The 15,029-nt window shown below is 41.2% G+C and carries 15 protein-coding genes; 3 read left to right on the top strand and 12 right to left on the bottom strand.

The genetic code is table 11. From position 1 onward, the window contains the following. Window positions 1-88 precede the first annotated feature (88 nt). Window positions 89-688: a Uma2 family endonuclease gene (locus I8751_RS01635; protein ID WP_214437522.1), complete on the bottom strand. Its 600-nt coding sequence runs from the start codon at window positions 686-688 to the stop codon at window positions 89-91. Window positions 689-1,040: 352 nt separating this feature from the next. Between I8751_RS01635 and I8751_RS01640 the strand changes: the two genes are divergently transcribed. Next, window positions 1,041-1,652, top strand: coding sequence for a hypothetical protein (locus I8751_RS01640; protein ID WP_214437424.1), 612 nt, complete (start codon window positions 1,041-1,043; stop codon window positions 1,650-1,652). Between the two features lie 177 nt (window positions 1,653-1,829). Beyond that, window positions 1,830-2,198: a Dethiobiotin synthetase gene (locus I8751_RS01645; RefSeq protein ID WP_214437425.1), complete on the top strand. Its 369-nt coding sequence runs from the start codon at window positions 1,830-1,832 to the stop codon at window positions 2,196-2,198. Between the two features lie 151 nt (window positions 2,199-2,349). Here the strand turns inward: I8751_RS01645 and I8751_RS01650 are convergent, their stop codons facing one another. From I8751_RS01650 to trxA, 4 genes are all read right to left on the bottom strand, one after another. Further along, complete coding sequence (locus I8751_RS01650) at window positions 2,350-3,006, bottom strand: methyltransferase family protein (RefSeq protein ID WP_214437426.1); 657 nt, start codon at window positions 3,004-3,006, stop codon at window positions 2,350-2,352. Between the two features lie 34 nt (window positions 3,007-3,040). Then, window positions 3,041-3,814 carry an SDR family oxidoreductase gene (locus I8751_RS01655; protein WP_214437427.1) on the bottom strand — a complete coding sequence of 258 codons (774 nt, stop codon included), beginning with the start codon at window positions 3,812-3,814 and terminating at the stop codon, window positions 3,041-3,043. Between the two features lie 387 nt (window positions 3,815-4,201). Further along, window positions 4,202-4,900, bottom strand: coding sequence for a glutathione binding-like protein (locus I8751_RS01660; protein WP_214437428.1), 699 nt, complete (start codon window positions 4,898-4,900; stop codon window positions 4,202-4,204). 607 nt (window positions 4,901-5,507) lie between these two features. Then, window positions 5,508-5,831 (bottom strand): thioredoxin, encoded by a 324-nt coding sequence (gene trxA, locus I8751_RS01665; RefSeq protein ID WP_214437429.1) that lies wholly within the window; start codon window positions 5,829-5,831, stop codon window positions 5,508-5,510. A 79-nt stretch (window positions 5,832-5,910) separates the two neighbouring features. Between trxA and I8751_RS01670 the strand changes: the two genes are divergently transcribed. Continuing rightward, a complete protein-coding gene (locus I8751_RS01670; protein WP_214437430.1) occupies window positions 5,911-6,255 on the top strand; it encodes an ArsR/SmtB family transcription factor in 345 nt (114 codons plus the stop codon). Between the two features lies 1 nt (window position 6,256). On the opposite strand, the gene I8751_RS01675 is transcribed toward I8751_RS01670, so the two are convergent. From I8751_RS01675 to I8751_RS01710, 7 genes are all read right to left on the bottom strand, one after another. After that, entirely contained in the window at window positions 6,257-7,111 is an 855-nt protein-coding gene (locus I8751_RS01675) for a tetratricopeptide repeat protein (protein WP_214437431.1), read from the bottom strand. Between the two features lie 468 nt (window positions 7,112-7,579). After that, a complete protein-coding gene (locus I8751_RS01680) occupies window positions 7,580-8,500 on the bottom strand; it encodes a ribonuclease D (RefSeq protein WP_214437432.1) in 921 nt (306 codons plus the stop codon). Between the two features lie 128 nt (window positions 8,501-8,628). Beyond that, on the bottom strand, window positions 8,629-9,261 hold the full coding sequence (locus tag I8751_RS01685; protein ID WP_214437433.1) for an FMN-binding negative transcriptional regulator: 633 nt from the start codon (window positions 9,259-9,261) through the stop codon (window positions 8,629-8,631). 478 nt (window positions 9,262-9,739) lie between these two features. Beyond that, window positions 9,740-10,105, bottom strand: coding sequence for a VOC family protein (locus tag I8751_RS01695; protein ID WP_214437434.1), 366 nt, complete (start codon window positions 10,103-10,105; stop codon window positions 9,740-9,742). Window positions 10,106-10,236: 131 nt separating this feature from the next. Further along, window positions 10,237-11,733, bottom strand: a complete 1,497-nt coding sequence (locus I8751_RS01700) for an aldehyde dehydrogenase family protein (protein WP_214437435.1) — start codon at window positions 11,731-11,733, stop codon at window positions 10,237-10,239. A 305-nt stretch (window positions 11,734-12,038) separates the two neighbouring features. Continuing rightward, window positions 12,039-13,088: an agmatinase SpeB gene (gene speB, locus I8751_RS01705; RefSeq protein WP_214437436.1), complete on the bottom strand. Its 1,050-nt coding sequence runs from the start codon at window positions 13,086-13,088 to the stop codon at window positions 12,039-12,041. Window positions 13,089-13,202: 114 nt separating this feature from the next. Continuing rightward, the gene (locus I8751_RS01710) at window positions 13,203-14,687 is read right to left on the bottom strand and encodes an FAD-dependent oxidoreductase (RefSeq protein ID WP_214437437.1); all 1,485 of its coding nucleotides are present in this window, start codon (window positions 14,685-14,687) and stop codon (window positions 13,203-13,205) included. Between the last annotated feature and the right edge of the window lie 342 nt (window positions 14,688-15,029).

The raw sequence follows: 15,029 nt of genomic DNA on the forward strand, positions 1-15,029 counted from the left end.
TGCTTATGTATTCTAGATTGTCTGCCATTTATAAGCTAGTAGGGTTGATACTCCCAGGCGTAAACGCACCAAGATTCTTGTTTCAATATTAAAAATTAATACGACGATAGATTTCTGTTAGGGGAATTTCTACGTTTAAACTGTGCAAAATGATTGCTCTTTCAATGTGATAGTGAACTTGCCATAGCCAACGATCATTACTATTACCATCAAGGTTGTGATACTGCTCAATGTAGGGTTCAGTTTGGCTCACAAGTAAATATTCACAAAAGCTGCCAATAGAGCGATATTTTCTGAACTTGTCGCCTCGGTCGTATGCTTCGGTAGAGGGCGATAAAACTTCAATAATGAGTAAAGGATTGAGAATTTCATCATTGCGAGTGCCATTGAATTCTGGTTTGCCATTAACAACCATCAAATCGGTATAAGTACCGCACTGATATTCAGGAATCCAAACTCGCAAGTCGCTGTTATACAGACGAAAATCGGTGTCTCTCAGCAAAAAACCCAAGTAAATTAATAAGTTGCTGGCGATCGCACTGTGGGCTTCTGATCCTCCCGACATAGTAATAATCTCTCCGTCCCGGTATTCATGGCGTTCTGGGTTAATTTCTTCCATAGCCCGATACTCGTCTAATGTCAGGCGAGTTGTTATTACATCTGAGGAACTAGTATGAGCAAAGACCACAATCAGACCTCTTAAATAATTAGCTTTAAAACTATTATCAGCAACGGGAGGAAGAATTAGCAATTTAATGAGATCGCAACATCACAAGTGCGATCGCACCATGAGCAATTCCTAGAAGCAAACGATGCTTTCATAACATATCTATGAGCCATAGCGTTATCAGTCTACGCGGTAAGCGCAATATCTCAGTATTGAAATAATTATTCTGTAAAACGGGAAACCTATTGTTATGCCAGTTAACAGTTATCAGTTATCAGTTATCAGTCAAAAGATATTTGATAACTGCTTTCAATCCCCCACCATAAGCCTTGATAACTGTTCACTGGTTTAAATGTAAGTTTCAAATAGGAAAATGCTCAAAAAATCTCTGCTTAAGTTTTTGATTTTGCCCTTGTCTCTAGTTCCCTGTTTGTGCGTGGGAATGCTGTTTGATTCCAAGGCTCATGCTTTACCAGGACAAAGTACAGAAGAAGTAACTACTTGGATGAAGGCACATCCCACATTACGCCCTCGTAGTGGGGAGCAATTGTATGTGCAAAAGAGTGATACAGCTGCCCAGCGATTTACATTTCAAGCGTCGGTGTTGCCCCCTGGTAAAGTAGCCTTTAGCAAAGACCGGGGTAGAATTCGCACTGAGCGTCTGGCTATGTATGATGCCATTAATGGCATGTCATTTCAGCGCCTCCAGGAATCCTTACGGGTGATTTATGGCTTAAATATCTATCAAGACTTTAATCGCGCTCAGGTACTGTATGAATATCCTAACCAGAGTGCTGTTAACTCTGCTCGTCATGCCAAAACTCCCATTCGGGAAGCTTTACGGGGAGAATTGCGTGTAGGCGATCGCTATGCCTATTGGATGGAAATTGCCCAGCCTAAAACAGGCAAAGCTTTTACTGGTCAGATGACGGTTTTACTCAAAACTGATTTAGATAAGTTAGAAGCTGAATTACGAACTCGTTAATTAAACTAGTGTGTTTTATAACCAGGGAAGGATGAAATTTTTAATTTTTTATCCTTCCTACTTTCAGCAAAAAAGACTCAGCAGTGAATAAAGACAAAAGGGTGATATTCCAGATAGTATGAGATAGCGGGTAACTAAATATACTTCTTGCGCTAAAATTGACGCTAAGCTGAATAAATGAATTACGAAACAGCTCACAAACTCCTCATTGCCCAGACATTAACAACTGAGGAAAACCCAGATGCCCTGTTAATGCGTATGAAGCAGGGAAAACCACCAATACCCGGTCAGATCACCTCAATTTTATTAGCGCTCAAAGTGGTGTTTGAAGGTCTCAAAGAAGACTCTAGTCTCAACAGAGAATTAGCTTTTGCCCTTTATCAGTTAGGTGTTAAAGCCCAGCAGATATTTGTCGCAGGGCGCAAAGCAGGAGTTGATTGGCCGCCACTGCTAAAGGAAGATTTGCTGAGAATTTCTTTAGCGACTGAAAGTATTTTTTCTGGTGTATGGCAAACCCCACCTTCTGGGGTATTTGGCAAGTTTTGAACTACCTTCTTTTTAAGTACAGGGTGAACCTTCTTGCTATTTAAGCTATTACGCTTTTAAATTACACAATCACTTCCTAAGTTTGTTGATTGCTGACCGTTAACAGTCAACAGTCCATACGAAAAAATGTGCAACTTAGATGCGTGACAGCTTACCAAATAAATGGAATCAAGCGGGCGCTAGATTTTTGATATTCGGCATAATCTGTGTATTTTGCAGAGGCATATTGTTCTTTTTGAGACATGCGTTGTAGATAGAAAAGCAAGATTGCTCCTGGTACTAAATAAGCCCACGGTGAACCAGCTACCACGCTAAAACTTAGGTAACGCAGCAAATCGCCAAAGTAATTAATGTTGCGCGAGAAGCGCCAAATATTATCACGAACTAACCCCGCACCGAACTGCTTAGCGGTTAACTTTTGTACATCAGCACTAGCATTGATCAGACTGCCGAAGATGTACAGTATCAATGCTACAGATGCCGTTATCATCGATAAAGGGACAGGATTTGTAAACGCTAAATATCCTGGTAAGACATAAAAAACTCCGACATACAAAAGTGTAAAGATGAATGCCAAAGCTCCTAAAGGCTCATTAAATAATTCTCGTCGCTGGGGATAAAACCATTGTTCAATCAGCCACCAGAGACAATAACTACCGTGCAAACAAACATAAATTAGTTGTCGCCAATCTTGAATACCAAAGACGATTGCAAAAATTACAAACCAAACAAGTGGGAGTACTTTTGCTATGTTAATCGCTGTGAGTGCTGTAATTCCAGCTTTTTCAGATTTAGCAGTATCTTGCATAGGTTTATTGACTTAATTCTTAGATGCATTACTTTTATGTTCGCCGATTAACCAGAGTGGCGCTAGCTTGATCAACAGGCATAAGTATTACTTCATTGATATTGACATGAGGCGATCGCGTGACGCAGAAAAATATCACATCAGCCACATCATCAGGTGTCAGCGGAGTAACTCCCTGGTAAACCTTGTCAGCACGTTCACTATCACCGTGAAAACGCACATCACTAAATTCTGTTTCCACCATACCAGGATCAACAGATGTCACACGTATAGGAGTTCCTAACAAATCTTGTTTTAAGCCTTCAGAAATTGCCTTGACAGCGGCTTTCGTAGCACAATAGACATTGCCACCAGGATAAGTTTGATGTCCAGCGATTGAACCTAAGTTTACTATATGGCCTCGACCACGGCTCACCATGCCGGGAACAACATAGCGGGTGAGGTAAAGTAAACCCTTAATATTGGTATCAATCATTTCTTCCCAGTTTTGAAAGTCGCCTTCATGCAACTTGTCTAAACCGCGACTGAGACCAGCATTATTAATGAGAATGTCAATCTTAGACCAAGCAGAAGGAAGATTAGAGATTGCAAATTCAACAGCGATGCGATCGCGTACATCTAACTGCAACAAATGAATTTCAACACTAAACTCTTTACTGAGGGTATTTGCTAGCTGCTGTAAACGTTCCAGCCGTCGTGCTGCTAAAATTAATTTTGCTCCTTCACGAGCAAATATTTTGGCACAGGCATTACCAATACCACTACTTGCACCAGTAATTAAAATTATTTGATTTTTTAGGGAAATCATTATTAGTCAAGAGTTAACTGTCAAAAGTTAATTGTCCAACAATTTGGAAAGCTTCGGTCTGGTGCAGTAGTCTGTCAAGAAATAATTGACGAATACATTTGCTGTAGAGACGGCGATTTATCGCGTCTCTCTAAGAGGATATTTGAAAGGTATTATTGCTAACATCAAAATCTTAACAACCTAACCCCCCAAGTCCCCTTCCCTACGTTCGCGCAGCGTGTCAAAGACAGAGAATGAGAGTTTCAAAGCCTCTACCCGAAACGGAGAAAGGAATGGAAGCGGGGTTTTTGGTATACGTTTTGACTTTTCAAATAACCTCTAACTAAATAATCCTCCAAATTGAATTTGGAGGAATATGTCAATCTTGTTGGCGATATTTTAGGATGCTTAACGCCCAACTGTATTTGCTGATTGATTAAATAGCAACTCCCGTGACTTTTCAATATCCAGCGTCTGATTTTTGAAGGCTTCTGCTTTCTCGTAGGCACGAATTGTGGCTGGACGCGCCTGAATTGTTTCAAACCAGCGCTTCAGGTGAGGAAAATCTTCTAATTTCTGATTTTGACTCTTATATGGCACAATCCAGGGATAAGCGGCAATATCAGCAATGGAATAATCGCCAGCGACAAATTCTTTATCTGCTAATCGCTGATTTAAGACTGCATATAAACGCCCTGTTTCATTTACGTAGCGATTAATCGCATATTCAATTTTTTCGGGAGCATAGTTATTAAAATGATGGTTCTGTCCTGCCATTGGCCCCAAACCACCCATTTGCCAAAATAACCACTGAAGGACTTCAACGCGATCGCGGACATTTTGAGCAATCAATTTTCCAGTTTTTTCTGCCAAATACAATAAGATTGCACCAGACTCAAAGACAGAAATTGGCGCACCTTTATCTATTGGTTCCTGGTCAACAATTGCCGGGATCCGATTATTAGGAGAAATCTTGAGAAATTCCGGTTTAAATTGCTCTCCAGCCCCAATATTTACAGGAATAATTGTGTAAGGTAGTCCAACTTCTTCCAAAAACATCGTAATTTTATGACCGTTGGGAGTTGTCCAATAGTAAAGTTCAATCATCGGTTGTTAGTTGTTAGTTGTTAGTTGTTAGTTGTTTTTGATCTGGTTTGATACCGATCGCAGCGAAAACTCTATGATGTACCTCAAGCATAGGTGTAGGATATTTTGCTTGCAGTAATGCTGCTAATTCTTGGTCAAATATAGTGAGTCATTTTTGCTTTTTCCTTAAAATGTTAGGAATGGGCATGGGGCATTGGGAAGAAGGGGTAAGGGGAAGGGTTAAAGGGTTTGTCTCTTCATCCTTTACCCAGCCCGCAGGGCTATTTTCCCTTTACCCTTTACCCAAGATTGTTTATTCCTCATCCTTTACCCTTTAACCCCTTCAGGGTGACGCTCCTGCGTCGCTCTAAGCGTTCGCGTTAGCGTCTCGTAGAGAAGCTATGCCGCAGGCTTTACGCTGCGAAGATCGCCAGTCGCTCATGGGGAGCCACTGCGGTGGACGGGTTCCCCCCGCAACGGACTGGTTCCCCAAGACCCACAAGGGGTGCGGCAGTCGCTCTTGGGGGTTTCCCCCAAGACCGCGCTGCCTTACCGCGCTGGCTCACCTTTTCCCCCCTCTTCTTGCTTCCCCTGCCTCCCTTCCTTCCCCACTCACCACTCCAGCCCATTAAATATGCTGTGCTAAGGTCTTGTTCAAGCTGGTTTTGGGAACTGCCCCTACAACAGTATCAACTTGCCGACCTCCTTTAAATACCATTAAGGTAGGAATGCTACGAATTCCGTAATGACTAGCAACAGTGGGATTTTGATCTGTATTCAGTTTCACCACTTTTACTTGTCCTTCGTATTCGCCAGCCACTTCATCGACAACCGGAGCCACCATTCGACAAGGGCCACACCAAGGAGCCCAAAAGTCTACTAAAACGGGGATTGCACTTTCTAGTACTTCTTGCTTAAAAGTAGCTTCTGTAACATTTGTAATGGATGACATAACTGCCCTCCTGATTAATTCGTTTATTCGATATTATCGAATAAATAAAATATACGCGATTTTAAGCGATAATGCAACTATGAGATTTTTATATCACCCAGACCGAAAAAACATTTCTTTACCGGGAGTACTTTATGCGTTGGGCGACCCAGTACGATTAGAGATCGTGCGGTTGCTAGCAACTAAGGGAGAGCAGTGCTGTGCGGGGTTTGATTTTGCGATCGCCAAGTCAACGATGTCGAATCACTTCAAGATTTTACGGGAGTCAGGGGTAGTCTTGACTCATAAAGAAGGGACACAACACATTAATAAGTTGCGGAAGGAAGATTTAGAGGTGCTGTTTCCAGGATTGTTGGATGCAGTGTTGCGTTCTGCTCAACCGTTGCTGAGTTGTCAAGAGTCAACGGTAATTCGTAATTCGTAATTTACAGAGTCGATTTATTGTCCAGTTCTTTAATATTGTTCATGACTTCTTGGTACAAATCGTTGTTATCTTGACTTTGAAAGATGGCTGCGGCTTGTTTCAAGTCTTGAAGCGCCCCCCGCCTATCACCTTGAGCAGCACGAGCATTTCCTCGATTATTGTAGGCGGGGCCAAAGTTAGGATTGAGGCGAATGGCTTGATTGTAATCTGTGATCGCTCCTTGCTTGTCTCCTTGAGCAGCACGAGCATTTCCCCGATTATTGTAGGCAATGGCATATTTGGGTTCAAGAAGAATGGCTTGATTGTAATCCGCGATCGCTCCCTCTCTATCTCCTTGGGTTGAGCGAGCGTTTGCTCGGTTATTATAGGCTTGGGCATAATTGGGCGAGAGGCGAATAGCTTCGTTGTAATCTGCGATCGCTCCTCTGTTGTCTCCCAAAGAAGCACGGGCGTTTCCCCGACTATTGTAAGCTTCAGGGTCGTTGGGTGAAAGGCGAATAGCTTCGTTGTAATCGGCGATCGCTTTTTGTTTGTCTCCTGTATCAAAGTAAGCTAATCCCCGGCCTTTGTAGGCTGCGCTGTATTCAGGATTCAGGTCGATTGCTTTGCTATAAGAAGCGATTGCAGCTTGTGAGTTGCCTTTGAGATGCTGATTCTGTCCTTGAATATACAATTTTCCGGCTTGAGATGTCTGGACTGCACGACGGTTAGGAGAACTAACTCCGATCTCTGTCACTAACACCTGTTTGTCTCTACTACAGGAAACGCTGGTAATTGCGCTTAATGCGGTAACTACAGCTATAGTCAATATTCTTTTTAGTCTTACCCATTTTTGCCCAAATAACCGCAATTTCATAAATTTGCTCTAAACTGCCATTACACCTGGATAAATTAGAATCAATCCTTTAATGAATACTTTGACTAAAGATTTATCCTAACTTTTCGTAGATGTGCCAAGTCAATTGACATATTTACCTCATATCCTTTAGGTTTAATTAACGTTTATTTACTAGAACAACCGGGAAATTTTTATAATCAATTATGAAGTATAAAATTGTTCGTTTTATATTGATTGCCTATTGGTTATTTTGATTGATAACACTTGTTTCCTAGGTCTCACGCTATGTTGTATCATGTTCTTTGTTATACTTGCAAGCTAAATTAAATAAAGCATTTGATTTTTTTAATCCTTTGACTACGCTCAGGGTTAAAGCTGAGCGTAGCCGTTCGCGTAGCGTCTCGCAGAGAAGCTTTAACCTAAATTAAATTTATTGTTGAACAATTAATCTAATATTGAGCTTGCAGTTGCAGTTATCTGGAATATCTACTCATTCCCATCATCATTTTCCTGGATTTTAGGAGTTAACCGCCAAGCGGTGCTAGTGTCAATATCTACAGATAGTTGTTCTAGGTTTTGTCCTAAATCTTTTTGTAATTTTTGAGTTAATGTGACAGGGAAATCTAAACTAATACCTTGTGTTTGTACTAGTCTTGCTAGTTCTGTAAACGCCACTTTAACAGTTTTGCGTTCGTAACCAGTTAATTTACAAAATGATGTTTCTGTAACATCTTGAGCTTGCATAGCTTTTTTCATACGCTCTTGCAGATGCTCAAATTCTGAATTTAATAGCTTCCACTGCTCCTCAATTTGAGTATATCTTGCACCTAACGCTATTAAATTTTCTGTAGCAGAATCAGGATTACTTTCTAATTGTAATTCTAACAAACGTTTATGTACTTGAGCAAGATAAATACAGTCTAAATAAGCATATTCTATTTGTTCTTCAGTTAAAGGTCGCTGTCCCCAATCGCTGCTTTGTTCTTGTTTATCAATATTGTTAAAATTACACAGTATCGTTGCGAGAGTTTGGAGTTGATAGTTAGGTAATGGAAGGAGATAGTAAGGAATTTTTTTGGCTATTTCTAAAGTGCAAGTGATATTTTTGGCTTTTTTGCTACCTAATAATTTCACATCATAACTAGCATTATGAAATACTTTTTCAATAGTAGAATTGAGCATAATTTTATCCACAAACTCAACTATCACATCAGGCTGGTCTAGGACATCCAAAAGATAAACGCGATCGCCACTCATATCTGTAGGGTCATCCAATACTTGAATTAGCGATAATCTGGGATTACGGCTTTTATATTCAGCTACTTCTGTATCAATCCACAAAGTTTTAGCTGTGGTATATTCAGCAACAATGGCACGAATTTCGCTAGTAGAAGTCAGATATGGCATTGGCTAATATTTCCTGAGATTGTTTATTAATAAATCTCGCCTATAGATGCATAAAACTTGGCTGAAGCGGTACATATTTAAATTTTAAATTTACGCACTATAGTTATCTTTGGACATATAATTACTTATTATTGTTCATCGATGTTCAAATTTTGTTGCATGGCGATACCTAGAGCATGAGCGTCTAAATCTTCACTTTGTAATAAGTTATGTGCAACATTATATTGATCTTTATGACTGCGGTTTTGACTGAGTTTATATTTTCCTTCGAGTCGAGTGACTGTCATTTCAAAACCAACAATACCGTTCATCATTCCCTGGCGAAAGTTTTCAGATAAGCTGTCCCAGTGTGATTTGTATTCAGCACCATAAGTATTAATCATTTCATCTATCATCTCGTCCATTAATTCTTGTGAATCATCCAGAGTAATAATTTGAGGTATACCATAAGCATGAACAGCAATATAGTTCCAGGTTGGTACACTCTCACGCTTTTCATATAAGGACGGTGAAATGTAAGCATGAGGCCCAGTGAAAACGGCAAGGGATTCACTTGCTTTAAAAACCTGCCACTGGGGATTTTGTTTAGCAAGATGACCAGTTAGCTTCACAACATTGTCTTGCACAGTGACGACGAGTGGAACATGAGAAGCAAGAGGAAAATTATTTTGAATAGACACCAATGTCGCAAAACTATTGGCACGCATAAACGCAACCAGTTTATCAATGTCTTCTTCTCGAAAAGCATCTGGGATGTACATGATAGTTCAACTTGCTCTGGGTCTATAAAATTACCATAATCTCAAGCTTCGTTTTCATTCACTTATCGTTCTTGCGAGCGTAAATTTTTATCTCTCAAGTTGGATAAACAAAATTACTAGCACCAGTGAAAATGGGCGAGAATATACAAATTTTCTCCTACCCCATGCGTTACCTTGTACTAGCAACTGATTACGATGGTACACTAGCCACAGATGGTCGTGTGAAGGATAATACCTTTTTGATTATGTAGTCGCAGAAAACGGAGCTTTACTATATTCACCAACTTCCCATCAAGAGCAGTTATTGGGTGAACCACCATCAGCAGAGTTTATCAAAATATTGCGCGATGCCACGTAAAACTGGCTGGAAGTTCTGGTGCAAGAAAATCTACTTTGGCAACAGCCATTACTCGTAAGGGCACAACATTGTTGTGCCCTTACCTACTGTCCAAATTGGTATTATTTCCACCGTGCTGTACTAGTCGCGGGTCAGCAGTTCCAAATTATGACCATCAATGTCATAAAAATAAAAGCCACGACCTCCGTTTCTGTGATTAATCTTACCTTTATCCTGATGCATGGGGTCACTACTGTATTCCAGACCTGCTTCTTTAACCCGTGCGAAGATGGCATCAAATTCTTCATCATTAACATGGAATGCATAATGATGAGACTCAAATCTATCTCTATCGGCAAAATCAAGCGTCAGCTTGTCATTAACATGCACAGCAGCAAAGTGACCAATAGGAAACTCAACTTTTAAACCAAAAATTTGGGCGAAGAACCTTGCCGATACTTCCTTATCAAATGCAGGTACTATGGTGTGATTTAGAGTAATAGTCATTTCATACCTCCGCTACTTAATTAGGGCGGTAATAAAATATCAACTCAGACAGAGTTTTTGATGAGTGTTAGTATAGCGTTCTTCCATTTTATCTTGACAGTTAAGAAATAACAGCCAGAGTCTTTAGAATGTTAACTACGGTTGTCTATTTGGGCACGTTGCAAATTACCCGAGAAGTCAACATAAACACTCTTCCACTCTGTAAAAACATCCAAAGCAGTGGTTCCAGCTTCGCGGTGTCCGTTACCAGTTTGTTTGACACCTCCAAAAGGCAAGTGTACCTCAGCACCAATAGTAGGGCCGTTAATGTAGGTGATACCTGCTTCAATGTCACGCATAGCGGTGAAAGCCCGGTTGATATCGCGGGTGTACACTGAGGAAGAAAGACCATAATTAGTATCGTTGAGGATTGCGATCGCTTCCTCAAATGAACTAACCTCAATTAATACCACTACTGGGCCGAATATCTCTTCACGAGCAACGCGCATCTGAGGAGTCACATCATCCAGAATTGTTGGTTGAAAAAAATAACCGTTTTTCAGCGAATCTTCACTGGCGATTTCCCCACCAATTAACACCTTTGCACCTTCTTCACGGGCAATATTCATATATTCGTTGACCCGTTGCAGTTGCTTTTCATTGATGATTGGGCCAATATCTGTATCGGGGTCAGTGCCAGCACCTAGGCGTAACTTGCTGGTACGCTCATGAAGCATGGCAGTAAATTTTTCCTTAATGTCACGATGCAAAATCAAGCGACTAGTAGCTGTACATCGCTGACCAGTTGTACCAAAAGCACCCCAAACAGCACCATCTAAAGCCAGTTCCAAATCGGCATCTTCCATTACCACTTGAGCATTTTTACCGCCCATTTCTAAACACACACGCTTGTGAGTGCGTCCACAGGTAGCACCGACAAAAGCACCAGTTTCAGAAGACCCAGTAAAAGACACCAAATCAACATCGGGATGCTCAACCAAAGCTTTTCCGGCTTCTTCACCCATCCCGTGTACTAAGTTGACAACTCCGGGTGGAAAACCTGCTGCGGCAAAAATCTCAATCAATTTAGTTGCACAGGCGGATGTATCTTCTGCCGGTTTGAGAATGACGGTATTACCACAAACTAAGGCAGGCATAGCTTTCCAGCAAGGAATTGCCATCGGGAAATTCCACGGAGTAATCAAAGCACAAACCCCTATAGGCATCCGCACTGTCATCGCAAATTTATTAGGCATTTCTGAAGGTGTCGTTTGCCCAAAAAGTCGCCGCCCTTCACCAGCACTATAAAAAGCGCAGTCAATGCCTTCTTGTACATCTCCCCTAGCTTCTGTTAGGGGTTTACCCATTTCCTGGCTAACTAATTGGGCAAGTTCTTCTTTGTGTTGAAGTAACAGTTCCCCGACCCGAAAAACGTATTCTGCTCTTGCTGGGGCTGGTACTTTGCGCCAACTGCGGTAAGCTTTGCCAGCTGCGGCAACTGCTGTATCTACATCATCAGCTTGAGAACGGGGGAAAGTCGCAACGATTTCATCTACCAAAGCTGGATTGCGGCTTTGTAGGGTGTTTCCTGCTGCGGCACTTAACCATTGACCATCGATGTAATTGCGACAAGATAGCGGAGTTTCCATAATCAAATTTCAATTCCTTATTTACGCTACGCGAGTCAGTTGTCAGTTGTCAGTTGTCAGCGATGCACTGAGTTTCGATTGCGCTCAACTACCGCTTGTCGAAGTGTTGTCAGTTGTCAGTTGTTATTCCCCACACTCCAGGTCACTAAGTGTTGGTCATTGAGTTTCGACTACGCTCAAATGCCGTGTAGCCGAAATGAGTCGTACCCCTACGCTTAAGCAAGCTACGCGTAGCGTCTCGTAGAGAAGTGCTGCTCCCCTACTTCCCTTTGGGGTGGAGTTTTTATTTTTCCTGATTCCTACAATTACGCCGTAGGTTGTTGCTGAGATAAATCCATCAAATTCGCTAACTTGTAAACAATCCGCGCACCTACATTGCCATCCCACTCAGCATCACCAACTTCGCAGACATCAAAGCCAATAATTTTTCTACCACTCTTGACCAATTCTCTAAACAAACAAAAAGCTTGTTCTAATTCCAGTCCACCAGGGACAGGAGTACCTGTACTCGAACAGAGTTTGGGATCAAGACCATCTACATCAAAGCTGATGTAAACGTTTTCAGGTAAATGACTGATAATTTCTTGGCATAAATCAATCCAAGTCATTCCAGAGTAAAGTTTTTGTTTAATGGCTGGGTCATAATAAGCAACAATGCGACCATGAGATTGGTCAATCATTTCTACTTCATCATGACAAATATCGCGCAAACCTACCTGCACTAACCGAGAAATTTGCGGTAGTTTCATCGCATTGAACATGATAGATGCATGAGAAAATTCAAATTCCTCATAAGCATCGCGTAAATCTGCGTGAGCATCAATATGCAAAATTCCAAAATCGGTGTATTTCGCTGCTAATGCTTGGAAACAACCCAACGGTGAACTGTGGTCGCCACCAATAATAGCAACTCGCTTACCCTTGTTCATTGCTTCTTGGCACTGGGCAAACAACCATTCATTTACCTGTTGACCGGCTTGATTAATTTCTCTCAGGACAGGTGTCAAATCTGGTGTTTCTGTCAGTGGTTTACCTTGTCCTAACCGTTCAATAATTTTTGCTGCTAAGGCGCGGTAATATATGTTTTTCTCTAAAATATCTTGGGGAATTTCCGCCATAAAAATTCCCTGTTTCCAACCATCAGGATGATCGAAATCAAATAAATCTAGTTGAGTCGAAGCATCTAAAACTCTTTGGGGGCCGTTGGCTGTACCTGCGCCATAAGAAACAGTGACTTCCCAAGGGATACCAAAAACAATCAGGTTTGCAGACTCGTAATCGAACGGCAAGCCCAAAAGGTTGCCATTGATTTCACCTACGCCGCTGGGATTGTAGTCCTGAAGTTGATTACTCATTGATGATCTTCCAGATTTACGTGGGTAGACAACACGCCACCTAGTGGACATCTGTATTGTAGTAGAGCAGATTATGCTCTGATGCCTCACCTTTTAATTTCTCGTTGATTTTAATTAGATTAAAGCTTTTAGCATTTGCTCAAAATTGCGGCAATATACCTGTTTACCATACTCTTGCCAATCTCTGTCTGAAGAATAGGGAAACCGTTTTAATGTTATTTGTTGAACATAAGCCATTAACGGACGACGGAGATGCTCATATTTCTCGAAGGTTTTGGCGAGGGTTAGTGTGTCATCCCATTTATTGTCTTCTGCAATTTTAGCAATGAGTGTTGCAACTACCAGCGCATCTTCAAATCCTTGATTAGCTCCTTGAGCCATGAAAGGCGGCATCCCATGAGCTGCATCGCCAACTAATACAATTCGTCCTGCACTCCAGGCTGATTGATTGACAGCATGGTGAATATAATACGGACGCTGCTCCACTTTGGCAGGAGGAGATATACTCACTAATTGCTTGAGTACATCAGGAAAACTTGCCTTTTCGAGTTCCTGCACAGCTAATTGAATCAACGAACTGCCAGACTTCCCCTCTAATATTTCCAAAGGCAAAACCAAATGTAAAACATATCCCAGTTGATCAGCTGGTCTACGAAATAACATCATTCTTGTATCTTGCGTACAAGCAGGATCTCTGGATGTTTCATCATTACTGATGGTGACAATTGATGAATCTTGTAAGAATTTTTCTTTGATTTCGGTTTGCAGTTCGTTTGAGATATTGGTTATTTCTCTACAAGCTATTGCGGCAAACCCTGAGTATTCAGGTTTGGCAAAATCATGATATGGACTATCTTTATAAAGTATTTTACGAATTGTAGAATTGATTCCGTCTGCTGCAACAATTAACTTAGCTCGAAACGATTTTGTTGCTGATTCTTGGGGAGCAGTATCTAAAATCTGAGACTGCATATCATTTTGTTTTTGTCCATCTGCCCAATATGCATAGGGATTAGCTTCTATAGTTGTATCAGATACACAGTCTATGCGAACACAGCCATTTTCTGGCTCATCCACAACATTGATACAACGGTGATTAGCTTTCACTTTGTCTTGGGGAAGTAAATGTCTTAATGTTGTTTGTAAAACATACCAAAGAATTGAGACTCGACCCTCCCCATAATCTCGAAACCAGTCGTCAAAATCTAGAGGAATTGACCGAATTGGCTGCCCCTGCAAGTTTTTATAAACCCATTGGCGCGAAGTTTTAGGAGGGCTTTTATCTGGAGCTATATTGACAGATTTTTCATAATTAGGCTGTGGGGGATTCAAGAAATTAATGGCATTTTTCTTGACTTCTTCGTAAGCATTAGGATCTAAATATTTGATAGCTTTCAATCCATTGGGGAGAAGATCTAAAATCTGACCAACCTGACGAAAGGCGCGAGTTTGATCAATAACAAGAATATTTTCAATACCACGCTTGCGTAAGCCAATAGCTGTTGCTAGTCCAATAGGCCCAGCGCCAACCACTACAACGTCATAAATCTCCACAGGAGAAGCAGAAGAGGCAACAGGGTTAGATGTGTCTGTAGACATGTGGTTGCTTAATTGGTGTTCTAAGAAGTATATTTGGAAACTAGCCCTGGCGACTAGAAGTCGCGGCTACACAAACAAAACCCGCACTTCGACAGGCTCAGTGACCACCTGCGCGGGTTAAAAACTTTGATTTTGCGTTAGTCCACGGGGGTGGGCTTTGCTTGTATAGTAACGAATTATATTCGCCCAATAGTTTTAAAACATCTTCTAACTCATTATGAAAGAATGTTGATGATCACACCATTAAATATTCATGTTCCAAGGTCTAACTTTCGAGTTCGGATGCGGAATCACCAAGCTCAAAGGTAGAACGATCGCCTTTTTTACTCCATTATTCATGTT

The sequence above is a fragment of the Atlanticothrix silvestris CENA357 genome, assembly GCF_016056295.1.
GTDB classification, from domain to species: domain Bacteria; phylum Cyanobacteriota; class Cyanobacteriia; order Cyanobacteriales; family Nostocaceae; genus Atlanticothrix; species Atlanticothrix silvestris.

Bases quoted from the DNA above. Each gene is read 5' to 3' on its own strand.
- trxA (WP_214437429.1), bottom strand. From the start codon at position 5,831: ATGTCATCCATTACAAATGTTACAGAAGCTACTTTTAAGCAAGAAGTA.
- I8751_RS01675 (WP_214437431.1), bottom strand. From the start codon at position 7,111: ATGAAATTGCGGTTATTTGGGCAAAAATGGGTAAGACTAAAAAGAATA.
- I8751_RS01685 (WP_214437433.1), bottom strand. From the start codon at position 9,261: ATGTACATCCCAGATGCTTTTCGAGAAGAAGACATTGATAAACTGGTT.
- I8751_RS01695 (WP_214437434.1), bottom strand. From the start codon at position 10,105: ATGACTATTACTCTAAATCACACCATAGTACCTGCATTTGATAAGGAA.
- I8751_RS01680 (WP_214437432.1), bottom strand. From the start codon at position 8,500: ATGCCATATCTGACTTCTACTAGCGAAATTCGTGCCATTGTTGCTGAA.
- I8751_RS01655 (WP_214437427.1), bottom strand. From the start codon at position 3,814: ATGATTTCCCTAAAAAATCAAATAATTTTAATTACTGGTGCAAGTAGT.
- I8751_RS01670 (WP_214437430.1), top strand. From the start codon at position 5,911: ATGAGATTTTTATATCACCCAGACCGAAAAAACATTTCTTTACCGGGA.
- I8751_RS01640 (WP_214437424.1), top strand. From the start codon at position 1,041: ATGCTCAAAAAATCTCTGCTTAAGTTTTTGATTTTGCCCTTGTCTCTA.
- speB (WP_214437436.1), bottom strand. From the start codon at position 13,088: ATGAGTAATCAACTTCAGGACTACAATCCCAGCGGCGTAGGTGAAATC.
- I8751_RS01645 (WP_214437425.1), top strand. From the start codon at position 1,830: ATGAATTACGAAACAGCTCACAAACTCCTCATTGCCCAGACATTAACA.
- I8751_RS01660 (WP_214437428.1), bottom strand. From the start codon at position 4,900: ATGATTGAACTTTACTATTGGACAACTCCCAACGGTCATAAAATTACG.
- I8751_RS01700 (WP_214437435.1), bottom strand. From the start codon at position 11,733: ATGGAAACTCCGCTATCTTGTCGCAATTACATCGATGGTCAATGGTTA.
- I8751_RS01650 (WP_214437426.1), bottom strand. From the start codon at position 3,006: ATGCAAGATACTGCTAAATCTGAAAAAGCTGGAATTACAGCACTCACA.
- I8751_RS01710 (WP_214437437.1), bottom strand. From the start codon at position 14,687: ATGTCTACAGACACATCTAACCCTGTTGCCTCTTCTGCTTCTCCTGTG.